The 23,309-nt window shown below is 72.0% G+C and carries 17 protein-coding genes; 15 read left to right on the top strand and 2 right to left on the bottom strand.

Annotated features, from left to right (window positions below):
- Positions 1-87 precede the first annotated feature (87 nt).
- The 11 genes from WME82_RS15470 (at position 88) to WME82_RS15520 (ending at position 15,228) form a co-directional block, all read left to right on the top strand.
- Positions 88-1,821, top strand: a complete 1,734-nt coding sequence (locus WME82_RS15470; protein WP_438043465.1) for a fumarate reductase/succinate dehydrogenase flavoprotein subunit — start codon at positions 88-90, stop codon at positions 1,819-1,821.
- 40 nt (positions 1,822-1,861) lie between these two features.
- The gene (locus WME82_RS15475) at positions 1,862-2,146 is read left to right on the top strand and encodes a 4Fe-4S dicluster domain-containing protein (protein ID WP_012235387.1); all 285 of its coding nucleotides are present in this window, start codon (positions 1,862-1,864) and stop codon (positions 2,144-2,146) included.
- Between the two features lie 21 nt (positions 2,147-2,167).
- On the top strand, positions 2,168-3,163 hold the full coding sequence (locus WME82_RS15480) for a HEAT repeat domain-containing protein (protein ID WP_438043466.1): 996 nt from the start codon (positions 2,168-2,170) through the stop codon (positions 3,161-3,163).
- Positions 3,164-3,167: 4 nt separating this feature from the next.
- A complete protein-coding gene (locus WME82_RS15485; protein WP_438043467.1) occupies positions 3,168-4,607 on the top strand; it encodes an ABC transporter substrate-binding protein in 1,440 nt (479 codons plus the stop codon).
- A 2-nt stretch (positions 4,608-4,609) separates the two neighbouring features.
- The gene (locus WME82_RS15490) at positions 4,610-5,509 is read left to right on the top strand and encodes an ABC transporter permease (RefSeq protein ID WP_438044892.1); all 900 of its coding nucleotides are present in this window, start codon (positions 4,610-4,612) and stop codon (positions 5,507-5,509) included.
- The gene (locus WME82_RS15495) at positions 5,506-6,354 is read left to right on the top strand and encodes an ABC transporter ATP-binding protein (RefSeq protein WP_437872077.1); all 849 of its coding nucleotides are present in this window, start codon (positions 5,506-5,508) and stop codon (positions 6,352-6,354) included. Before WME82_RS15490 ends, WME82_RS15495 begins: the two co-directional genes overlap by 4 nt.
- 129 nt (positions 6,355-6,483) lie before the next feature.
- Positions 6,484-6,912 carry a DoxX family protein gene (locus WME82_RS15500; protein ID WP_438043468.1) on the top strand — a complete coding sequence of 143 codons (429 nt, stop codon included), beginning with the start codon at positions 6,484-6,486 and terminating at the stop codon, positions 6,910-6,912.
- A 253-nt stretch (positions 6,913-7,165) separates the two neighbouring features.
- Entirely contained in the window at positions 7,166-10,060 is a 2,895-nt protein-coding gene (locus WME82_RS15505) for a PAS domain S-box protein (protein WP_438043469.1), read from the top strand.
- A 346-nt stretch (positions 10,061-10,406) separates the two neighbouring features.
- Positions 10,407-12,194 (top strand): ATP-dependent zinc metalloprotease FtsH, encoded by a 1,788-nt coding sequence (gene ftsH / locus WME82_RS15510; RefSeq protein WP_438043470.1) that lies wholly within the window; start codon positions 10,407-10,409, stop codon positions 12,192-12,194.
- A gap of 512 nt (positions 12,195-12,706) precedes the next feature.
- Positions 12,707-13,843, top strand: coding sequence for a D-alanine--D-alanine ligase family protein (locus tag WME82_RS15515; protein ID WP_438043471.1), 1,137 nt, complete (start codon positions 12,707-12,709; stop codon positions 13,841-13,843).
- The gene (locus tag WME82_RS15520) at positions 13,840-15,228 is read left to right on the top strand and encodes a GNAT family N-acetyltransferase (protein WP_438043472.1); all 1,389 of its coding nucleotides are present in this window, start codon (positions 13,840-13,842) and stop codon (positions 15,226-15,228) included. The genes WME82_RS15515 and WME82_RS15520 overlap by 4 nt, the downstream gene beginning before the upstream one ends.
- A gap of 22 nt (positions 15,229-15,250) precedes the next feature.
- Here the strand turns inward: WME82_RS15520 and WME82_RS15525 are convergent, their stop codons facing one another.
- Positions 15,251-16,294: a serine/threonine protein kinase gene (locus WME82_RS15525; RefSeq protein ID WP_438043473.1), complete on the bottom strand. Its 1,044-nt coding sequence runs from the start codon at positions 16,292-16,294 to the stop codon at positions 15,251-15,253.
- Between the two features lie 189 nt (positions 16,295-16,483).
- Between WME82_RS15525 and WME82_RS15530 the strand changes: the two genes are divergently transcribed.
- Entirely contained in the window at positions 16,484-16,906 is a 423-nt protein-coding gene (locus tag WME82_RS15530) for a tellurite resistance TerB family protein (protein WP_437746268.1), read from the top strand.
- A gap of 762 nt (positions 16,907-17,668) precedes the next feature.
- Complete coding sequence (locus WME82_RS15535; protein ID WP_438044893.1) at positions 17,669-18,562, top strand: serine/threonine-protein kinase; 894 nt, start codon at positions 17,669-17,671, stop codon at positions 18,560-18,562.
- A 9-nt stretch (positions 18,563-18,571) separates the two neighbouring features.
- On the opposite strand, the gene WME82_RS15540 is transcribed toward WME82_RS15535, so the two are convergent.
- On the bottom strand, positions 18,572-19,789 hold the full coding sequence (locus tag WME82_RS15540) for a hypothetical protein (RefSeq protein ID WP_438043474.1): 1,218 nt from the start codon (positions 19,787-19,789) through the stop codon (positions 18,572-18,574).
- A gap of 452 nt (positions 19,790-20,241) precedes the next feature.
- Between WME82_RS15540 and WME82_RS15545 the strand changes: the two genes are divergently transcribed.
- Positions 20,242-21,354, top strand: coding sequence for an S-(hydroxymethyl)glutathione dehydrogenase/class III alcohol dehydrogenase (locus WME82_RS15545; protein ID WP_438043475.1), 1,113 nt, complete (start codon positions 20,242-20,244; stop codon positions 21,352-21,354).
- A 218-nt stretch (positions 21,355-21,572) separates the two neighbouring features.
- The gene (locus WME82_RS15550; protein ID WP_438043476.1) at positions 21,573-23,138 is read left to right on the top strand and encodes an aminopeptidase; all 1,566 of its coding nucleotides are present in this window, start codon (positions 21,573-21,575) and stop codon (positions 23,136-23,138) included.
- Positions 23,139-23,309 lie beyond the last annotated feature (171 nt).

Consider the following 23,309-nt stretch of genomic DNA (forward strand, 5'->3'; position numbering starts at 1 on the left):
CCGACCCTGGCCGCTGTCCGTTGGCCCGTTGGGCCGAGAGGCGGTGGGGTCGTCGTGTGCGCGCGCCTGAAACCTTGAGGGCTTGTAATGGACATTCGCGTGACAGAGGCGGACGTCGTCGTCGTGGGCGGCGGCAGCGCAGGCTCCACTGCAGCGGTGGAGGCGCAACAGCGGTTGCCCCGGGGGAGGGTCGTCCTCCTCGAGAAGGCGCATATCAAGCGGAGCGGCGCCATCGCGATAGGCATGGATGGGCTGAACAACGCCATCATCCCAGGGCACGCGACGCCGGAGCAGTACGTGAAGGAGATCACGGTGGCCAACGACGGCATCGTGAACCAGCGCGCCGTCTATGAATATGCGCGCAACAGCTTCGCGATGATCCAGGAGCTCGACTCCTGGGGCGTGAAGTTCCAGAAGACGCGATCGGGCGATTTCGACGTCAAGAAGGTCCACCACAACGGGAGCTACGTCCTCCCGATGCCCGAGGGCTACGATCTCAAGAAGATCCTGACGCGCATGGTCAAGCGCGCCGGCGTGAAGGTCGTCAACCGCGTGATGGCGACGCGGATCCTCGTGACCGACGGGCACGTCGCCGGGGTGATCGGCTTCGACACCCGGGAAGGACAACTCGAGATCATCAAGGCGAGGGCGGTCATCCTGTGCTGCGGCGCCTCGGGGCGGCTCGGGCTGCCGGCGTCGGGCTACCTCCACGGGACGTACGAGAACCCGTCCAACGCGGGAGACGGCTACTCGATGGCGTACCACGCGGGCGCCGAGCTCTCGGGCATCGAGTGCTTCCAGGTGAACCCGCTCATCAAGGACTACAACGGTCCGGCGTGCGCGTACGTGACAGGCCCGCTCGGCGGGCACACGGTCAACGCGCGGGGGCACCGCTTCATCGAGAGCGATTACTGGAGCGGGCAGATGATGCTCGAGTTCTACCGGGAGCTCCACTCCGCGAACGGCCCCGTGTACCTGAAGCTCACCCACCTCGCCCCGGAGACGATCACCGAGGTCGAGCGGGTCCTGCACCAGACGGAGCGCCCGAGCCGCGGGCGCTTCCACGAGGGGAGGGGGCACAGCTACGCGAGCGATCTCGTCGAGATGCACATCTCCGAGATCGGCCTGTGCAGCGGGCACAGCGCGTCGGGGGTCTGGGTCAACGAGAAGGGCGAGACCACGGTGCCCGGGCTCTACGCCGCCGGCGACATGGCGTGCGTGCCGCACAACTACCTGCTGGGCGCGCTCACCTACGGGAAGATCTGCGCCCAGAGCGCGCTCGATTACCTCGAGCGCGCGCCCGCGGTCGAGCCGCTCGCCGCCGCGGTCGACGCCGAGCGGGAGCGCATCCTGGCCCCCCTCTCGCGGCGGAGCGGGGTGGCGCCGCACCAGTACGAATACAAGGTGCGGCGCCTGGTGAACGATTATCTCCAGCCGCCCAAGACGGGGAACAAGATGACGCTCGGGCTCGAGTACTTCCTGCGGGCGAAGGAGGAGCTCGAAGAGGTCACCGCGGAGAGCCCCCACGAGCTCATGCGGGTGATGGAGTGCCATTTCATCCGCGACTGCGCGGAGATGGCGGCGCGCGCGTCGCTGTACCGGACCGAGAGCCGCTGGGGCCTCTACCACTACCGGCTCGATTACCCCGAGATGGACGACCGAAGCTGGTTCACGCACGTGCACCTGAAGAAGGACGAGCGCGGCGAGATGGTCGCCTTCAAGAGGCCGGTGGAGCCTTATCTCTTCCCGATCGACGACGGCGAGCGCGCGGCCTACCACCGGCTGCGCATCCCGGCCGAGGAGCAGCGCGCGTCGGCCTGACGAGCGAGCGAGAACGCGAGAACACGAGGTCAATCAAGCGATGGGTCACCTGCTCAACCGCGAATCCGTCAAGGCGCAGAGCGCCAGGTCCGTAGGCCACGCCGAGGCCGCCGTGCGGCTCGATCTGCCTGTCGTCATCGACGAGGCGTCGTGCATCAAGGGCTGCCGCATCTGCATCGACTCGTGCCCGGTCGATTGCCTCGCGATCGATCCCGAGACGAAGAAGGCCCGCATGGCCTACGACGAGTGCTGGTATTGCCTCGCGTGCGAGATCGATTGCCCCAAAGAGGCCATCACCGTGAAGATCCCCTTTCTTATCCGATAACGACCCCACGGCAGAGACGACATGACACAGCCTTCGCTCGCGCAGGATCTCGAGGGTATCCTCGGGGATCCCGACCCCGGCGCGCGCCAGCTGGCGCTGACGCAGATAGAGGATCTCTCGGATCCGGAGATCATCCACCCCCTGATCGCGGCCGTCCGCGACGAGGATCCGACGGTGCGGGCGCTCGCGCTCGGGCACCTCGAGGATCTCGGCGACGCCCGCGCGGTGCCCGCCGTCGTCGGGGCGCTCGACGACGAGGACGCCCGCGTGCGGGAGGCGGCCGCCACGGCGCTCCGTGAGATCCGCGGGGCAGACGCCGCCACGCACCTCATCGACGCGCTCGGGCACACGAGCCCGTTCGTCCGCACCTCGGTGATCGTGGCGCTCCGCGAGATCCGCGACCCGCGGGCGCTCGCGCCCCTCGAAGGGGCGCTCGGCGACCCGGATCCCGAGGTGCGGCGCGAGGCGGTCCTCGCCCTGGCCTACCTGCGGCGGCCCGAGTCCGCGCCGGCGCTCCGCCCGAGCCTGCGCGATCCCGACGCGCGGGTGCGGCAGGTGGCGATCGGCGCGCTCGAGTCGTTCGGCGCGCGGGGTACTACCGCGCTCGTCCAGGACCTCGTGGGGCTGCTCTCCGATCCGGACTGGCGGGTGCGGGTCGAGGCCGCCATCGTGCTCGGCCGCTCGGCGCACGGCCTCGCGGCGCCGCACCTCCGGAGCGCGCTCGACGACGGCGCCTGGCAGGTCCGGAAGGAGGCGGCGCTCGCGCTCGGGCGGCTCCGGGCCGCCTCGGCCACGGAGGACCTTGTCGGGCTGCTCGGGAGCGATCTCGCGGATCTGCGCAAGGCGGCCGCGCAGGCGCTCGGCGAGATCGAGGCGGCGGCCGCGGAGGCGCCGCTCCGCCGGCTGCTCGGCGACGCCGACGTCGAGGTGCGGAAGGCGGCGGGGCGCGCGCTCGAGGCCATCCGGACGGGAATCGGACGAGGCAACGAACGACATGAGACCTTTGCGAGGGATTGAACCGATGACCAGGGCACTTCGCGCGCTCGCCTTCCTCAGCTTCCTCGCGGCGGTCGTCGCCGGGCTGTCGTGCAAGCCCGAGGCGAAGCAGACGATCCGGATCGCGATCGGGACGCAGGACACGACCATCAATTGCGCCACCGGCGGGCTGCTCATCCGGGAGCTCAAGCTGCTCGAGAAGCACCTGCCGAGGGACGGCAAGTACAAGGACGTCACCTACGAGATCGAGTGGAAGGACTTCACCTCGGGGCCGCCGCTGACGACCGAGATGGTGGCCGAGAAGCTCGATATCGGCGCGATGGCCGACTTCCCCGGCGTGCTGAACGGCGTGGCGTTCCAGAAGCAGGGGAGCCGCAGCCGCTTCATCGCCACGCTCTCCGGCAGCGCGCTGGGGAGCGGCAACGGGATCGTCGTGCCGAGCGACTCCCCGGCCCAGGGCCTGAAGGACCTCAAGGGCAAGCAGATCTCGGTGCCGTTCGGGTCGTCGGCCCACGGCATGCTGCTCCGGGCGATCCGCGATCTCGGCTGGGACCCGGACAGGGACGTGACGCTCGTCTCGCAGTCGCCGGAGGTGGGCGGCTCGTCGCTCAAGGCGAACAAGATCGACGCGCACGCGGATTTCGTCCCGTTCGCTGAGCTCTTCCCCTTCCGCGGCTTCGCCCGGAAGATCTACGACGGCTCCGGCGTGAAGGTGCCGACGGCGCACGGCGTGCTGGTGCGCGAGGCGTACGCGGAGAAATACCCGGAGATCGTCGTGGCCTTCCTCAAGGCGGCGCTCGAGGCCGACCGCCTGTTCGCGGAGGAGCCCGAGAAGTACAGCGAGCTCATCGAGAAGGTGACCGGGGTGGACGCCGAGGTCGCCTACATGTTCCACGGCCCGCTCGGCATCCAGACGCGGGACTTCACGATCAAGCCCGAGGTCCGCCGCGCCCTCCAGGTGGCGGTCGACACGCTCACGCTGCTCAAGCGCACGGACACGACCCTCGATGTCGGCACGTTCGTGGACGACCGGTACATCCGGCGCGCGGCGGCGGAGCTCGGGCTCGACTACGAGGCGCGGCTCGCGAGCTACGCGAAGCTCCCGCTGGCCGGGAAGGACGCGCTGTCCGGGGAGCCGATCGCCGAGCCGACGCTCGTCGCGCAGATCTGGGTCGCGGGCGAGCCGAAGGTGCGCGCGTACGCCAGCCCCGGCACGGCGCTCGCCGCGCTCGGGCAGCTGACGACCGAGGGCAAGGAGATCCGCGCGGTGTTCGTGCACGATCGCGCGAGCGGGGTGAAGCTCCTGGCCGATCGCGCGTGGTACGCGAGGCGCCCGGACGGCGGCCTGTCGGCGTTCCTGGCGAAGGAGGACGCGGATCGGTGGGCCGCGGAGAACGGCGCGGCGGTCGTCGACTTCGCGACCCTGCGGGCCGAGCGCGCGAAGCTCACGGCGGCGGCGCCATGACGATGATCTCCGAGCGCAGCGCGCCGGCCGGGGCGGAGCTCGCCGGGGGCGCGGCCTTCGCGCCCGCCCCGGCGAGCGCGGCCCGGCGGGGCGCGTCGTCCCCCGCGCCGGCGACGACGCGCCGCGACCTCCGCCGCGCCTCCCTGCGCGCCCTGTCCGTGGCGGCGTGCGTCGGCCTCTGGCAGTGGGCGTCGATGACCCGCGCGGATCTCGGCGTCGTCACGTTCCTCAACGTGCCTGCGCCGACCGACGTCCTCGCCGCGGCGCGGGAGCTCTTCGCCTCGCCGAAGCTGTGGCAGCACCTCGGGAACAGCGTGTTCCGCGTCCTCGCGGGGTTCGCCGCCGCGGGCGCCACGGGGGTCGTGCTCGGGCTCCTCATCGGCAGGTCGCGGCTCGCCGAGGACACCCTGCTGCCGCCGCTCGAGATCCTGCGCCCCATCCCCGGCGTCGCCTGGCTCCCGCTCGCGATCCTGATGTTCCCGTCGGCCGAGCTGAGCATGATCTTCATCACGTACATGGGCGCGCTGTTCCCGATCCTGATCGCGACGATCCACGGCGTGGGCGCCCTCGATCCGCGGCTCATCGCGAGCTCCCGCAGCCTGGGCGCGCGCCCGCTCCGCCTGTTCCTCGAGGTGGTCCTGCCGGGCGCGCTGCCGAGCATCGTCACGGGGATGAGCATCGGCATGGGGACGTCCTGGTTCTGCCTCGTGACCGCCGAGATGATCGGGGGGCAGTACGGCATCGGCTACTTCACCTGGGAGTCGTACAACTTGCAGCGCTATCCGGACATCGTCCTCGGCATGCTGCTCATCGGCCTGCTCGGCATGCTCAGCAGCGCGCTCGTCCTGCGGGCCGGCGCGTGGCTCACCCCGTGGCAAGAGCCCCAGGAGAAGGGCCGATGACGCTCGACGCGAACCGCGCGGCGGCGCGCCGGGAGAGCCCGGGGGGCGCCGTGGAGATCCGCGGCCTGTCCGTGGCCCTCGGGACGGGCGCCCGCCGCGTCGAGGCGGTGCGCGACCTCGACCTCCGCGTCGAGGGCGGCGAGCTCGTGAGCCTGCTCGGCCCGTCCGGGTGCGGGAAGTCGACGATCCTGAACGCCGTCGCCGGGTACGTGGCGCCGGAGCGCGGCAGCATCGTCGTCGGCGGCGAGCGGGTCGAGGGGCCGGGGCCGGCGCGCGGCATGGTCTTCCAGCAGAGCTCCCTGCTCCCCTGGAAGACGGTGCTGAACAACGTCGGCTTCGGCCTCAAGGTGCGCGGCGTCCCCGAGCGCGAGCGCCGGGAGGCGTCCCGGCGCCTGCTCTCGCTGGTCGGGCTGTCGGGGTTCGAGGACGCCTATCCGGCGCAGCTCTCCGGCGGCATGCAGCAGCGCGTGGAGATCGCGCGCGTGCTGATCACCGAGCCGCGCGTCGTGCTGATGGACGAGCCGTTCAGCGCGCTGGACGCCCAGACCAGGCTCTCGATGCAGGAGCTCTTGCTCGACGTCTTCCGCCAGGTGCGCACGACGGTGCTGTTCGTCACGCACGACATCGACGAGGCCATCTTCCTGTCCGACCGCATCGCCCTCATGACCCGCCGCCCCTGCCGCGTCGGCGCGGAGATCGCGGTGCCGTTCGGGAGGCCGAGGACCGCGGCGATCGTGGGCTCCGGCGAGTTCGCGGCGATCAAGCGGCGGTGCCTCGAGGCCCTCCGCGACGAGCGCGCGGCCGCCGCGCACCGCCACGACCTGGAGGCCCAGACCAGCGCGTGAGGCGCGGCCGGCGCGCCGTGCCCGGGCCGCGGGGGCGCGGCGCCTCGGGCCGGCGGCTCCGGTCCTCTCGTACGCGCTTGATGTCCCGGGCGTTCCTCCTTACTACCGAGGCCGAGAGGAGTGATCCCGATGCTCAAGAGATTCCTGCGGGTAACCGACGTGCCGTTCTCGGCCTCGGTCGGGCTGCTCGCGCTGCGCGTCGTTATCGGCGTCGCGTTCATGTTTCACGGCTGGGGGAAGATCCAGGCCCCCTTCAGCTGGATGGGGCCCACCGCGCCCGTTCCGGGGTTCTTGCAAGGGCTGGCCGCGCTCTCGGAGTTCGGGGGCGGCCTTGCCTGGATCCTCGGCCTCCTGACGCCGGTCGCGTCGCTGGGCCTCGTCGCCACCATGGTCGTCGCGGTCTTGATGCACGTGTCGCGCGGTGATCCGTTCTTCGCGATGGGCGGACCCGCCTACGAGACGGCGGCGGTCTACCTCGGCATCTCGGTTGCGCTCCTCCTCGTCGGCCCGGGGAGGCTCTCCGTCGACGCGGCGGTCTTCGGGACGAAGCAGCGCTGAGCGCTCGCGCGCGCCCTCGCGCGATCCGCGCGAGGGCATCGCCGCCCGAGCTCGTGCGTCGGAGCCGAGCGCCGCTGCGCGCTCCGTCCGGCACGGCGGATGAGGTCGGCGCAGGCCGGAGCGCCTGATCCATCTGCGTCGGACAGCGCGTGCGCCGTCCGGTTTGCGCGTCTGAATTGCGCAGGTGGAGCCGCGCCGTCCCGGTAGCCCGGCACTATGCTCTGGCCGGGAGGACCCGATGGGAGACGGGGCGATGGTGCCTTCGAGCGGCGCGCGACGCGGTGTCGCCGTCGCGGCAACCTGCTCGCTCGTCCTTGGGTGCGTCGCCCTGCTCGGCTGGTGGATCGGGTCGACCACCCTCATCTCCATCGCGGACGGCCTGCCGAGCATGGTGCCCAACACCGCGGCGGCGCTCGTCCTGTCGAGCGTGTCGCTCTGGGCGCTGGGCGTGCGCGAGCGTCCGGCGCCGGTCCGCCGGCTGGGACAGGCGTGCGCCGCCGTCGTGATCGCGCTCGGCCTGGCGATCCTCGTGGAGTACGCCTTCGCGCGCGATTTCGGCGTCGATCGCCTGCTGCCCGCGGGGCGCATGGATTCCCCTGGCAAGCTCCCCGGCAGGCCCTCGCCGAACACCGCGCTCTGCTTAATCCTGATCGGCCTATCGCTCCTCTCGCTGCCCGTGAAGACGCGGCGAGCGTGCCTGCTCTCGGAGTGGAGCGCGCTCCTGGCCGCGGCGCTCGCGCTCGCCGCGCTGACTGGCTACGTGTTCGGCGTCGACCACTTCTACGGGCTTCCGGCGCTGCTCCCGTTCACGGGCATGGCGCTCCACACCGCGATCGCCTTTCTTGCCCTCTGCGCCGGGCTCCTCATGGCGCGGCCCGATTGCACGGCGCTCGCCACGCTGACGGCCAGCCGGCCCGGAGGCATCCTGCTGCGGCGCTTCCTGCCCTACGTCGTCCTCGTTCCGCTCGTGATCGGCCGTCTCGTCCTGGTCGGCGCGGATCGGGGGGCATACCCCCTCGCGGCGTCGTTCTGGTTCGCCTCCGCCATCACGACGCTCCTGCTCGGGGCCATGCTCTGGGTCAGCGCGGCGCGCATGAACCTCCTCGACGAGGCGCGGCAGCGCGCCGAGGAGGAGCGCGCCTTCCTCGCGACCGTCGCGCAGTCCTCGGACGACGCCGTGATGGGCACCGCCCTCGACGGGACCGTCCTGAGCTGGAACCCCGCGGCGGAGCGCCTTTTCGGCTACGACGCCAGCGAGGTGATCGGGAAGACGATGCCCGTCCTGTGCCTGCCCGAGCGCGCCGGCGAGGCGGAGGCCGTCCTCGCGCGCCTGCGCCGAGGCGAGCGCGTCGAGCGCTTCGAGGCCGTGAGCCGGACCAAGGGCGGGACGAGCATCGATATCGAGGTCACGGTGTCGTCGATCGCGGACGCATCGGGCCACGTCACCGGCGTCTCGATGATCTGCCGAGACATCGGGCGCCGCAAGGCGATGGAAGCCGAGATCGCGAGCGCTCACGAGGCGGAGCGGCGTATCCGCTCGCAGCTCGAGGCCATCGGCACCGCGAGCGCGGCGGTCTCGGAGGCGCTGGCGCGCCTGCCGCGCTCCGAGTCGGGGGTGCGCTCCGTGCTGGAGGTCTTGACGCGGCACGCGAAGGAGATCGTGGGCGCCGACTACGCGGCGCTCGGCATCGGAGAGGACAGCCAGCGGCAGTTCGACGCCTGGGTCCCGAGCGGCGTCCCCGCGGAGCGGATCGCGCAGATCGGCGCGCCCCCGCGGCCCGTGGGCGTCCTCGGGGCGGTGGTCCGCGAGGGCCGAACGATCCGGCTCGCCGACGTCCGCGTGCACCCCGCCTATATCGGCCTGCCGCCGCACCACGACCCGATCGAGGCATTCCTGGGCGTGCCGATCCGGTTTCACGGCCGGAGCGTGGGCAACCTGTACCTTGGCAAGCGCCCCGGCCGCCCGCCGTTCACCGAGGACGACGAGCGCGTCGCGGACCTGCTCGCCGACCGGACCTGCGGCGCCCTCGAGACCGCGCGGCTGTACCGGGCCGAGGCGAACGAGCGAAAGCGGCTCGAGGCGATCGTGGAGCAGCTGCCTGAAGCGGCGATCCTTGTCGACGCCAAGGGGCGGCTCATCAGCTGCAACAAACTGGCGCTCCAGTACGCGTCGAGCGTCGTGGACGAGCCCGATCCCTGGGGCAACCGGCTGAGTTTCGAGCACAGGACGCCGGCGGGAGAGCCCCTCGTCTGGGACGAGCGCCCGCTGATCCGGGCCCTTGAGCGCGGGGAGGTCGTGGCGGGCGCCGAAGGGCTTCTGCGGCGCGCCGACCGGGGCCTCGTCCCGGTGCTGGTCAACGCGGCGCCGGTGCGCTCGGACGACGGCGAGCTCCAGGGCGCCGTCGCCGTCTTTCAGGACATCTCGGCGCTCAAGGAGATGGAGCGGCAGCGTCAGGAGTGGATCGGCGTCATCGCTCACGATCTCCGCCAGCCCATCCAGGTCATCGCGACCGCGAGCCAGTTCCTGGGTCGCGCGGCGGACGAGCAGGCCGTCGCCGACGGTCGAAAACAGCTCGCCAGGATCACCTCGTCCATCGAGCGGCTGCGCCGCATGATCGACGACCTCCTCGACGCCTCGCGGATCGAGGCGCGGCAGCTCACGCTGGATCGTTCGCCGGTCAATCTGCGCGCGCAGCTCGGCGAGATCCTCGAGAAGTCGGCCGAGGTGACCGCGGGCCACGCCCTGCGCCTGGAGGTGAAGGGCGATGTGCCCGCCGTCCTGGCGGACCCCGGGCGGCTGGAGCAGATCGTCACCAACCTGCTCTCCAACGCGGCCAAGTACGGTCGACCGGAGGGCGACATCGCGGTCACGGTCAGCGCAGAGCGGGCCAGCGCGCACATCGCGGTGACCAACTGGGGCGGTGGTATCTCGGAGGCGTCGCTCCCGTACCTGTTCAAGCGCTTCTCGCGCGCGCCCGAGGTCGATCCGCGCAGCGTCCGCGGCGTCGGTCTCGGCCTCTACATCACGAAGGGCCTCGTGGAGGCCCACGGCGGCACCATCTCCGTCGAGAGCAGCCCAGGCGGCGCGACGACATTCCGCTTCTCGCTGCCGTTCGCGCTCGATATCGCGCGAGCCGCCGGGGCGTAGCGCGCAGGCAGCCCCTCTCTGCCCCTCTCTCCTGCTTCCTGCTCCACCGGCGACCCCATCCCGAGAAGGGGGCTTTCAGGCGAGCTCGTCAATCCGCCATCGGCGAGCTCGTCAATCGGTCCTCCCAATCCTCCCAAGACCGCAGAGACATTTGTCCTGCCGCTGTCCGTTCTCCGTATTCCGTTTTGCGGTGCTGCCATCCTTTCGCAGGTTTCTACGGCTCAGATCGTCAGAATGATGGCAGAAGGAACTTCCTGAGGTTCGTATCCTTGCTACACCTGAGATCCGCTCCGGCCCGACGCCGGAGCAGTAAGGTGGCGCAGCAGTGAATTCCTGGTTCTTGCAGGTGAGTAAGCGGCTGGGGCCCGCGGGGCGCCGGCTCTGGGTGCTTGGGTTCATGGGGGTGGTGCTTGCGGTCACGCTCGGGCTTGCGCTGCGCGCGGCGCGCGAGTCGTCCACGCAGCGTACGGCGAGTTACACCGAGCTCCTCCAGATCGCGCAGGCGGGGCAGGCGACCGCGGTCGAGGTGAGCGGGGATCGCTTCCTCGTGCGTCAGGCGGGCGGCGCCGCGGTGACGGCCGTCGTCGACGAGCCGACGCTCCGGCAGGAGCTGGTCTCCCGGTTCGCGGGCGCCGGCGCCTCTGTCGACTTCGCCTCCCGGGAGGATCCGTCGCGCGCCGCGTCCGCGGTGCTCCCGGTGGTCGTGCTCGCCGCGGTCGGCTTCGCGCTCTTCACCGTGAGCCGGCGGCGCAGCCCGAAGGTCTTCTCCGACGTGAAGGCCGGGGCGGCGCGGGCGGCGGTGCGCTTCGCCGACGTCGCGGGGATGCACGAGGTCAAGCAGGAGCTCGCCGAGACGGTCGAGTTCCTGAAGAGCCCCGATCGCTTCGCGCGCCTCGGCGGCCGCCCGCCGCGCGGCGTGCTGCTGACGGGCGAGCCCGGGACCGGCAAGACGCTGCTCGCGCGCGCCGTCGCGTGCGAGGCGGGCGTGCGGTTCCTCTCGGCGTCGGGGTCGAGCTTCCAGGAGATGTTCGTCGGCGTGGGCGCCTCCCGCGTCCGCGCGCTCTTCGCCGAGGCGCGCAAGTCCGCGCCGTGCATCGTCTTCATCGACGAGATCGACGCCGTGGGGCGGGCTCGCGCGAAGGGGCACGGCGACTCCGCCTCCGCGGAGCACGACCAGACGCTGAACCAGCTGCTCGTCGAGATGGACGGGTTTGACCACGAGACCGGCATCGTGGTCATCGCGTCGACCAACCGCGCCGACATGCTCGACCCGGCGCTGCTCCGGCCGGGGCGCTTCGACCGCAAGGTCACCGTGCCGCTCCCCGACGTGCGCGGCCGCGAGGAGATCCTCAACGTCCACGCCGGGCCGATCCCGCTCCAGGGGGAGGTCGATCTCAGCTACATCGCCCGCGGCACGCCGGGCTTCTCGGGCGCCGACCTGGCCAACCTCCTGAACGAGGCGGCCATCCTCGCGGCCCGCGAGGGCGCCGACGCGGTGGACCCGACGCACATCGACCGCGCGCGCGACCGGGTGCTCATGGGGCTCGAGCGCAAGGGGGTGCTCGTCGACGAGGACGAGCGTTATGCGACCGCCGTCCACGAGGCCGGGCACGTCGCGGTCGGGCTCCTCGCGCCGAGCTGCGATCCCGTGCACAAGGTGTCGATCCTGCCGCGGGGCCGCGCGCTCGGCGTGACTCAGGCGCTGCCCGAGAAGGATCGGCTGATGTACCGGAAAGAGTACCTCGAGGATCAGATCTGCATGCTGATGGGCGGCCGCGCCGCCGAGATGGTCGTCCTCGGGACGATGACGGCGGGCGCCTCGGACGACATCCAGCGCGCCTCGACGATCGCGTGGAAGATGGTCGCGGAGCTCGGCATGAGCCACCTCGGCCCCATCTGCGTCGGCGACGGGCACCCCTCGCGGAGCCCGGCCCTGCTCGACCGGGTCGACGAGACGGCGCGGGCGCTCACGGAAGCGCAGCTCTCGCGCGCCATCGAGATCGTGAGGTCCCGGCGAGGCGAGATCGAGGCGCTCGTCAGGGCGCTCCTCGAGAAGGAGACGCTCGGCATGGACGAGATCCAGGCCTGTTTCCCGGCCGATCGCAGGCCGCGCCCCGAAGGCCAGGCCGCCTGACCTGCGGAGGCTCGAGGACGCCGGAAAGGGAAGTCCTTTTCAGGCGTCCTCGGCGGCAGGCCGCCCGCTCGCCGCGAGCGCGTCCGGCGCTCTCCGCTCTCCCCTCTCGCCGCCGGACTCGACCCTTCCCCCTGCAGCCCAGCCGTCTCCTCTCGTCTCCGACGCTCCCGCGCGTGCGGCTGGCGTGTGAAGAGCGTGTTGTCCGAGATACGTTGTGCTCGGAAAGCTCGCTTCCCGGCCGCGCGCGCCGGATCCGAGCCGGTGCGGGGGGCTTTGAGCCGCGGCGCGTCGCGCCTTCCTTTCCGTCCGGAGAGGGCAAATCTCCCCTTGCGATTGCCGGGCAAGCTGGTGAAGTGTGGCCACTTGCATGCATGGATTCCGTTTCGTTCGCGTGTCTCTCGACAGGGCACCCTCTCCGCGTTCGCCGATGGCCAGGCCTCTCTCCGGCCGCTCCCTGAGCCCGGCGCGGCCGTCGCGGGCTCTCCTGCCCCGCGTAGGTTCGGAGGCGTGCGGTGCCTGAGCCTCGGATACTGATCCTGTCGAACAGAGATCCGGAGGAAGCCGTCGACGAGCCGCCACTCGCGCAGCGGGTGGGGAGCGGGCGGCTCCGGCTCGGTCGCGAGGACGGCAGCGCGGTGGTCGCGGAGAGCGTGCTCGCGGCCCTCGCCGCGGCCCCGGGCGTGCGCGTGGCGCACCGGCCTGTGCTCCGGCCGAGCGAGGTGCTCGCGGCCATCGGCGACCATCGCCCGGACGTGATCTTCAACCTGTGCGAGGCGCTCGACGGCGACAGCCGCCACGAGGTCATGTGCGCGTGGCTGCTCGCGGGGCTCGATCTCCGCTTCACGGGCAGCGATCACGTCGCGCTCCGGAGCTGCCTGCACAAGGCCGAGGCGAACCGGATCCTCGCGCGCGCCGGCGTGCGCGTGCCGGCGACGGTGCGGGTCGAAGGCCCGGATCGCATCCCGGAGGTCGCGTTCCCGGTCATCGTCAAGCCGGAGCGCGAGGACGGCTCGATGGGCATCGATCGTGGCTCGGTCGTCCACGATCGCAGGGCGCTCCGCGACCAGGTCGCCGCGGTCGTCGCGCAGTGCCGCCAGCCGGTGGTGGTGCAGCGTTACGTGCACGGGCGGGAGATCTCGGTCTCGCTGCTCGGGTGGCCGACGCCGCGCGTGCTGCCGCCCGGCGAGATCACCTTTCAGGGCCTGCCAGAGGGGCACCCGCACGTGGTCACGTACGAGTCGAAGTGGCGCCCGGAGACCGCCGCGTCGATCGGGACGCCCTCCTCGGCGGCGGTGCTGCGGCCGCTCGATCTGCGCCGGGTCGTCGCCGTGGGCCGCCGCGCGTTCGAGGTGCTCGGGCTGCGCGACTACGGCCGCGTGGACGTGCGGCTCGACGAGCGCGGCACGCCGCACGTCATCGACGTCAACCCGAACTGCGATCTCTCGCCGGACGCCGGCTTCGCGCGGGCGGCGGCGCGCGCCGGCCTGTCGTACGCCGACGTCGTCTGGGAGATCCTCCGCGCGGCGCTCGCCCGCGGCGCGCGCCACGACGATCTGCTCCGCGCGCGGGGCCGCGCGCCGGCGCGCGGCCGCGCCGCGGCGCGCTCCGCTGCCCGCGGCGCCCTCGCCGCCGCGCCCGAGGCGCCGTGATCACCCAGCGCGGCCTCCGCGCGGAAGATCGGCCGCTCATCGCCGCGCTGCTCGAGTCGGTCCCGGCGTTCACCGGCGACGAGCGCGCGGTGGCGCTGGAGCTCGTCGACGTGACGCTCGGCCAGCCCTCGACGGACGGTTATGGCTACCGGTTCGTGCTGAGCTTCCAGGGCGCCCCGGGCGGCGACGGGGCGCCGCGGCTCCTCGGGTACCTCTGCTACGGCCGCACGCCGATGACGCAGTCCACGTACGACCTGTACTGGATCGCGACCTCGCCCGATTTCGCCCGGTCGGGGGTGGCGCGGGGGCTCGTGTCCACGATGGAGAGCGAGATCGCGCGCGAGGGCGGCGGCCTCGTGCGCGTGGAGACGGGCAGCCGGGAGGGGCACGGCGCGGCGGTGCGCTTCTACGACGCGGTGCAGTTCACGCGGGCGGCGGTCCTCACCGACTTCTATGCGCCGGGCGACGATCTCATGATCTACACGAAGCGGGTCGCCCCGGCGGCGCCCTCGGCCGGCGAGGCGTCCGCGCGCGGCGAGGCGCCGGCGCGCGGCGAGGCGCCCGCGCGCGGCGAGGCGCCCGCCCGCGGCGATACGCCGCCGCCGGGCGAGCCTGCGCTCTACGACGCGGCGTTCGGCTACCGCGACTACGCCGCCGAGCGCGACTTCCTGCTCGCGTGCGCGCGCCGCTTCGGCGGCCGCCCGGTGCAGCGCGTCCTCTCGTGGGCCTGCGGGCCCGCGCGGCACCTGGAGGCCTTCGCGGAGCTCGGCGTCGGCTGCGCCGGCACGGACGGCTCGGCGGCGATGATCGCCTTTGCGGAGCGCGCCGCGGGCGCCCGCGGCGCCGGGGCGTGCATCCGCTTCTCGTGCGCGGAGCTCGACGAGCGCCCGGACGTCGCGCCGGTCGATCTCTCGTTCGTGCCGCTCTCGGCGATCCACCAGCTGGCCACGCCGGCGGCGCTCGAGCGCCACCTCCGGCTCGCCGCCTCGCTGCTCCTGCCGGGCGGCGTCCACGTCATCGAGGCGACCCACCCCGCCGATCTGACGCCGTCCGGCGTGAACAGGACGGAGTGGACCGAGCTGCGCGGCGAGCAGTCGATCGACGCGCGGTTCCGCATCCACATCGAGCGATCGACGCCCGATCGCGTGGTGCCCGTGACCCTCGAGGTGGTGTGCTCGGCCCGGCGCAACGGCGGCGCGCCGAGGGAGCTCTCGTCGATCCGGCAGGAGGCGACGTGGTACGTCCCGGACCTCGCCGGGTGGCGGCGCGTCGCGGAGCGGGTGCCGGAGCTCTCGCTGGTGGCGACGCTCGGCGACTTCAACGTCGACGTGCCGTTCGAGCACGCCGCGGCGTGGCGGCTGATCCTGGTGCTGAAGCGCCTCTGATCGACGCCGCGCCCGGCCGCGATCAGTTCATATCCCAGAAGTACTTGCCCCCGCTCGGCGGCGGCTCGTTCGCGCCGCCGCCGGGGCCGCCCGTGTCTCCGTCGCGCGTCAGCTGGAGCACCTCCTCGAGCGAGCTCGCCTCCTCGCGCCAGTACGCCTCCGTGCCGAAGTGCGGAAAGGTCCTCGGGAAGATGGGGTCGTGCCATCGCCGCGCGATCCATGCCGCGTAGTGGATCATGCGGAGCCCTCGGAGCGGCTCGATCAGCCCGAGGGTCGAGCGGTCGAAGCGGCGGAGCTCCTCGTAGCCCTCGATGAAGAGCTCGCGCTGCTGCCGGGCGGCCTCGTCGCGGCCGGGGAGGAGGAGCCACAGGTCCTGCACGGCGGGGCCGACGACCATGTCGTCGAAGTCGAGCACGCGGAGCGCGCCGTCGCGCAGGAGCAGGTTGCCCGGGTGCAGATCGCCGTGGATGCGGTGCACGTCGACGCCGCGCAGGCGCTCCTCGGCCGCGTCCGCGACGGCGCGCGCGGCCGCGAGGTACCGCCGCTCGACGGCCGCGGGGATGAGCTTGCGCTCGACGAGCCAGCCGAGGTCCTCGCGCGCGTAGGTGTCGGCGGAGAGCCGGACGCGGTGCTCGGCGGCGCTGGCCGCGCCCACGTTGTGGATGCGGGCGGCGAGCCTGCCGAGGCGCACGAACAGCTCGTCGCCGAGCTCGTCGGGGGCGCGGCCGCCCATGCGCTCGAAGAGGCAGTAGGGGATGTGGTCGATCTGCTTGAGCGTCTCGCCGTCGGGGAACGGGCGCGTCGGGCAGACGGGGATCTCGGCGTCCGCCAGCTCCGCGAGGAACCGGTGCTCCTCGAGGATCTGCTCCCGCGTCCAGCGCCCCGGCCGGTAGAACTTGGCGATGACGCGGGTGCGATCCTCGCGCTCGACCTCGTAGACGCGGTTCTCGAACGAGTTCAGCGGGTAGCAGACGCGGTTGCAGTGGACGCCCGCGGCCTCGACGGCCTCGATCACCTTGTGCGGCGTCAGCGACAGGAAGAGGTCGGTCGGGGTGGTGGTGCTCATGGTGGGGAGAGTTGAGCACCGACCGGCGTCGCGCTCGACGAGAACTTTCGCCGCGCGCCGCCGGAGGCCGTTTCCACGCGGCGTCGCCGCGCGTTGCCGGAGGCCGTTGCCACGCGGCGAGCGCCATTACCGGGCGGGCCCAGGGGCGCTGTGTCAAGCGCGGCCGTGATACGCTATCCTGAGGACCTCATGATGGAAGAAACGCAGCTTTCGTTTCGTCACCTCGAGATCAGCAGGCTCGAGGCGATGGTCGAGATCATGTTCCTCGCCGCATACGCTGACGGATCCATCAACGAGGCCGAGCGCGCCGAGCTCGCGCGGCACGTGACGGCCATGAGCGAGGGGCGGCTCGGGGCCGACCTCGTCGAGTCGCTGATCTCCATCATCGAGCGATCGGTGCGAGACGAGGGCAGGAGCGGCCGCTTCGCGGCGCTGCGCGTCCGCCTGCCCGACGTGCGGATGCGCGAGGCCGCGATCGAGCTGGCCGTCCGCCTCGTGGCCGCCGACGGCGTGATCCACGAGAGCGAGCACGCGCTGCTCGTCGAGGCGGCCAGGGCCCTCGAGGTGCCGATCGCGTTCAAGGGGCGCGTCGTGCCCGGCTCCGCCCGCTGAGCGGCGCGAGGGGGCGACCGCGCCGCGGCGATCCCGGCGCGCGCCCCCTGGGCGCCTCGCTGGCTATCGGGCGATCCTGACCGACATCCGCTGTCGATGTACCCGTAGAGCGCCGGTGTGGCGCGCAGGGAATGCGTCGTGCGACGACCGTTGCGCCGACGGATCGGCCGCGCGCTCGTCCCGGGACCGCGCCGGCGGACGACGCGCTGCGGCCACGGAAGACGCGCGCGCCGGTCGCGGCGGACGGCGCGCAGCCTCCGGGGCGGGCCGATGGCCGCGGGCGCCGGATCTGATGCCTCCACACCGCAATCCCGGCGCCGCGGCGGGCGGGAAAGAGGCGGATCTGCGGCGATTTTCATCGGCCTGCTCCTTGCAGCACACGTGGGCAAGGACATGGACAGCCACCGAACTGACAGCTCCACGACGCCACATGGCGGCTCGATGGATCCCGCGTCGAATCGATCCCGCCCCCCGAGCGGGGGCCGAGCCTCTCAGCGTGCGTACCGCTCGCCGCGGTCTCCGCGCTGGCCCTCGTCTCACCGCCCTCCGTTCGAGCCCGTCGACCTCCGGACGTCGGGCCGCCTGTCGCGGCCGTCCGGCTCGGCCTTCCGTCATGGCGGGGACGTCGCGCCGCTGGAGACGCCGAGCGACGCTCCGGCCACCCCGGCGAGCGTACCGCCCGCCACGCTGCGGACCGGGCTTGCCGGAGCGCCCTCCGCTGCCGCCCAGGCGGTTCCTGCGAACGACCCGTGCTCCGCCGCGCTGCGGCGCTACGCCCCAGGCGACGTCCTCGGGGGGCGCTATCGCCTCACAGAGCTCCTCGGAGAGGGCAGCATGGGCGCCGTGTGGAAGGCGCGGAATCTCTCCCTGAGCCTCGATGTCGCGCTGAAGCTCATCCGTCGCGACTGCGCCGTCCTCGAGGCCACCTCGCGGCTGATCCGGGAGGCGCAGGCGACGGCGCGGGTGTCGCACCGCGCCGCGGTGCGGATCTTCGATCTCTGCTTCACGGAGGAGGGAGAGCCGTTCGCGGTGATGGAGCTCCTCCAGGGCCGGTCGCTCGCCCAGGCGCTCGCCGAGTCGGGCGCGATGTCGCCCATCTCCGCGGTCCAGCTGCTCCTTCCCGTGATCGGCGCGCTCGGCGCGGCGCACGGCGCGGGGGTCGTGCACCGGGACGTGAAGCCGGCGAACATCGTCCTCGTGCGCGAGGGCCGCCGCACGGTCCCCAAGCTGATCGACTTCGGGATCGCGTTCACCGCGGTGCGCACGGCGGGCGACGAGCGGAGGGAAACGCTGGTCGGGAGCCCGGCCTACATGGCGCCCGAGCAGGTCCGCGGCGGGCAGGAGTCGGACGCGCGCGCCGACGTGTGGAGCGCGTGCGTCGTCCTCTACGAGCTCGTGAGCAGCCGTCGCCCGTTCGGCGGCCCGAGCAGCATCTCCATCGTGCACGACGTGCTGCGCGCCGCCCCGCCGCGCCCGGAGGCCCTCGAGCTGCACCCGCGGCTCTGGGAGATCATCGAGCGCGGCCTGGCCAAGGACCCTGACGGGCGCTTCACGACCATGGCGGCGCTCGGCCGCGCGCTGGCCCAGTGGGCGATCGCGGCCGGGGTCGCCCACGACGTGACGGGCGCGTCCCTCGTCGACTACTGGCTGTCGTGAGAGGGGCTCTCAGTACGTCACGCCGCAGCCCTTCGCGTCGGCGAAGGCCTTGATCGTCTCGAGCTCGGCCGTGGTCGCGTCGCTGTAGGCCCAGCTGATCGCGCCCGCGTATCCCTGGCTGTACCAGCTCTCCAGGAGCGTCGGCAAAGCGGCCGTCGCCAGGCCGGCGATGGGGAAATCCCCCATGATGACGGGCTTGTCCGTGATGCCGTAGTCCTCGGGCGACTGGTTGTAGGGCCAGTACAGGTTGACCCGGTCGTTGATATGAAAGGTGTAGAAATCGACGTCGGTGTCGCGCCAGGACCGCGCCCACTTCATCGACGCCGAGCCGATCGTGACGAGCGCCGTGCTCTCCGCGCGCAGCGCCCGGATGGCCTCGCCGAGGAACGCCGTCATCTGCGCGTGCTCGATCGGATCCACCTGGGCGTCGGGTTCGTAGCGAGGGCCGTCGTCGGGGCTCGGTCCGGTCATGGCCAGCTCGGGCTCGTTGATCACGTCCCACGCGACCATCCGGTGCCGGTAGGGGCTCTGCGCGACGGCCCTGGCGATCGGCCGGACGACCTTGTCTATCAGCTTCGCGCGCCGCTTTGCGTCCTTCACGATGGGGGTGATACCGACGGTCTTCACGTCGGCGTCGAGTCGCGTCGGGTGGAAGTTGTCGAAGGAGAACAGGCAGAGCACCAGGTTGACGTCCGCCTGCTCGGCGAGCTCGAGCGCCTTCTGGACGTCGCGCCGCGTCGTCCCGCCGAGGCCGGTCGGGTTCTCGCTCGCGTCGAAGACGACGCTCTCGCCCCGGATCTCCGGCAGCATCCACCACCGCACGACGCTCGCCCCGTGAGCACGGATGTCGGCGAGGTTCTTCGCGTGCGTCTCCGCCTCGGCCGCGACGCCGCGCTTGTCCCACGCGGCGATGCCGCCGAAGTCGCCGGCGAAGTTGTGCCACGCATAGTTCATTCCGAACATGAAGCGCTTCTTGCAGCCGATCGTGATACCAGCGCTCTCAGCGGGGCACTCGTCGACACACTCCATGGTGTCGATCGGCGCGCCTCCCTGTCCTCCGTGGCCACCCTCGGAGGAAGCGCTCTCGCCGCCGGCGCCGCCGGCGCCGCCAGCGCCCTTGCCGGCCGCCCCGCCGGCAGGCGGGCTCCCGCCAGTGCAGGCGACGAGGACCAGCGCGGCTGTTGCGATGAGCGCGCGGAGACCCGGTGGGCAACGGAGTGTGTTCATAAGGACAGCGGGGTGATGGTACGCGTGCTGTCACGCAAACGCCATCGGATTCCCTGTTGCTCCGGTCGAGGACAGCGTCTGGCGAGATTGGCCAGATTGGCCAGATTGGCGAGACTGGCGAGATGCGCGACGTCGCGAGGAGGCGCGCTCGCTGTGCCCTCGCAATACCGGTTGTCCTCCCCACGAACAGTGCGTGTCGTCTGTGGGGTGGAGTGAGAGAGAGGGCGCCGGGCGCGCAGACGAGGCTCGTTCGGGGTGGGGGCGCGGGCAGCGAGCGGGCTGCGCGATGCGGGCAGGCCGGGCGGCGCAATGCGGGCAGGCTGGACGGCGGGCGACGCGGGGCGGCGCCGGCGGGGTTCCCCTTGAAACCTGCTTCCCCGCCCGGCTATGGGAGGGGCTCGGGCGCCGCTCGGGCCCCGAACGCCCCGCTTGCGGGAGGAGAACCACCGATCATGAAAGCGCGCGCAGCCGTGGCCCACAAGGCCGGCGAGAAGCTGACGGTCGAGGACGTTCAGGTGGAGGGCCCTCGCGAGGGCGAGGTCCTCATCGAGATCAAGGCAACGGGCGTCTGTCACACCGACGCTTACACGCTCTCAGGCAAGGATCCGGAGGGACTCTTCCCCGCGATCCTCGGCCATGAGGGCGCGGGCGTCGTCGTCGACGTCGGGCCGTCCGTGAAGAGCCTCAAGAAAGGCGATCACGTGATTCCCCTCTACACGCCCGAGTGCCGGCAGTGCTCTTATTGTACGAGCGGAAAAACCAACCTCTGCCAGGCCATCCGCGCCACGCAGGGGCGCGGGCTCATGCCGGACGGAACGAGCCGATTCTCGATCGGCAAGGAGCGGATTCACCATTACATGGGCACGTCGACCTTCTCGAGCTTCACCGTCCTGCCCGAGATCGCCGTCGCCAAGATCCGCGAGGACGCGCCGTTCGACAAGGTCTGTTATATCGGCTGCGGCGTGACGACGGGTATCGGCGCCGTCATCAACACCGCGCAGGTGAGGCCCGGCGACAACGTCGTGGTCTTCGGCCTCGGCGGCATCGGGCTGAACGTGATCCAGGGCGCCCGGATGGCCGGCGCCGACATCATCGTCGGCGTCGACATCAACCCGAAGCGCCGCGAGCTGGCCGAGAGGTTCGGCATGACCCACTTCGTCAACCCGAGCGAGGTGGCGGGGGATCTCGTGCCCTACCTCGTCGATCTGACCCGGGGCGGCGCCGATTTCAGCTTCGAGTGCATCGGCAACGTCAAGGTGATGCGCCAGGCGCTCGAGTGCTGCCACAAGGGCTGGGGGACGAGCATCATCATCGGCGTCGCGGGGGCCGGCGAGGAGATCGCCACGCGCCCCTTCCAGCTCGTCACCGGGCGCGTCTGGAAGGGCACCGCGTTCGGCGGCGCCAAGGGGCGCACCGACGTTCCCAGGATCGTCGACTGGTACATGGAGGGCAAGATCAAGATCGACGAGCTGATCACCCACACGATGCCGCTCGACGACATCAACCACTCCTTCGACCTCATGCACGAAGGCGAGTCGATCCGCAGCGTCGTGCTCTTCTCCTGAAGCGACGCGGAGCTCGACGCCGGCCGCCTCGCGCGTGACCGCAGGGGCGGACGAGCGCGCCAGGCCGCTCGGCGCGCGGGCATGGCGCGCGCCGAGCGCGGCGCGTGCGCCATGCCCGCGCGCCGTGCCCGCGCGCCAGGCTTGCTCTTCGGGGCGCATGTCGGTGCCATGTCGGTGCCCTATCGGCGGCGACGGGTGCTGCAAAAATGCTGACCCATGTGACATCATTCGCCGCCATGGTCCATGTCACCTCCCTGGCGGGGCTGCCCGCCAACGCCCTCGCGGAGTCGAACGCGGCGATCGCGGCTTGCGATGCTGTCGTCCTCGTCGCGCCATCGCCCATCGCGAAGTACGCGGGGGGGCTCGGGTCCGCCGTGGGCGCGGTGGTCGAGGCTGCGGCGCGCGTCGACTCCGCGCTCGAGGGCAAGAGTGCTCCGGTCGTCCTGCCGGCGCCGGGGGTGCCTGGCGGGCGCCTGGTGCTCGCGCCGATGGGGCCGCTCTCGGAGGACATCGATGACGTCCGCTCCGTCGCGGAGGCCGCGGCGGCCGGCTTCGCGCGGGCGGTGGACGCGGGGGCGAGCCGGCCGCTGCTCGTCGTTCGCGCTCCGGTGGGCGCCGCGCCGCGGTTCGCGCGGGCCGTGGAGGTGGGCGCGCTCGCCGCGCTCGGGAGCCAGTGGACGCCGCTCGAGGCGCGGGAGGCGGAGATGGCCCCGCGCTCGGCCGAGTCGGTCGCGGTGCTCGGGCTGTCGGAGGCGCGCGCCCGCGAGATCGCGGCCATCGAGGTCGGCCGGGCGCTCTGCCGCGACATCACCGGCACCGAGCCGGAGCGGATGGCGCCCCGCCGCGTCGCCGAGCTGTGCGAGGCGGCGTTCGCCAGGACGGGGGTGCTCGTCAAGATCGAGCGCAACGTCGATGACTATCCGCTCATCAGCGCGGTCTCGCGGGCGTCGCGGGTCGTCGAGCGGCACCGGCCGTGCGTCGTGCGGCTCGACTACAGGCCTCGCGGGGAGATCCGGCGAACGGTGCTGCTCGCGGGCAAGGGCGTCACCTACGATACGGGCGGCGTCGATCTGAAGACCGACGGGCACATGGCCGGGATGTCCCGGGACAAGGGCGGCGCCGGCGCGGTCGCCGGCCTCGTGCGCGCGGCCGCGGCGCTCGGCCTGGAGGGCGTGCGCATCGTCGGGCTCCTCGGGCTCGTGCGCAACAGCATCGGCGAGGAGTCCTATGTGAGCGACGAGATCATCCGCAGCCGCGCCGGCGTGCGCGTTCGGATCGGCAACACCGACGCCGAGGGTCGCCTCATCCTGGCTGACCTGCTCGCGCTCGGGCGGGAGCTCGCCATGAGCGGCGCGGCCGACCCTATCCTGTTCTCGGTCGCGACGCTGACCGGGCACGTCTACCGCGCCCACGGGCCTTATACCGGCGCGATCGGCAACTCCGCCGCGCGGCCGGAGCTCGACAGGCTCGACGTCCTCGCGGAGCGCTGGGGCGAGCCGATGGAGCGCGTCCGGCCGCGGCGCGAGGACTACGCGTTCGTGGCGCCCCGGTCGAGCGCCGAGGACGTGGTCTCCTCGAACCGCCTCCCCTCGGTGAACACGCCGCGCGGGCACCAGTTCCCCTTCGCGTTCCTCGACATCGCCTCGGGGCTCAAGGGGGGGGCGCTGCCGTTCATCCACCTCGACATCGGCGGCGTCGGGGTCGAGTCGGCGGACTGGCAGTTCGGCCGCCCGACAGGCATCCCCATTCCGAGTCTGACAGCTTATCTCTCTGGCGAATCCTGACCGATAGCAGCGGGACGGAGGAGACAGGGGGCCTTCCGGGCTCTCGTGGAGAATCGGGAAGGAGCCCGTGTTTTCCGCGCTCGATGGGCGGGTGATCCGTTCTTGGTGGCCGGGGTGGGGGGCGGCCCGAGCGGATGTGTTGCGCGGTATCATCGGGGCGATGGGGGCGGT

Origin of the sequence: Sorangium sp. So ce128, from assembly GCF_051525245.1 — a bacterium.
Lineage (GTDB): Bacteria > Myxococcota_A > Polyangia > Polyangiales > Polyangiaceae > Sorangium > Sorangium cellulosum_B.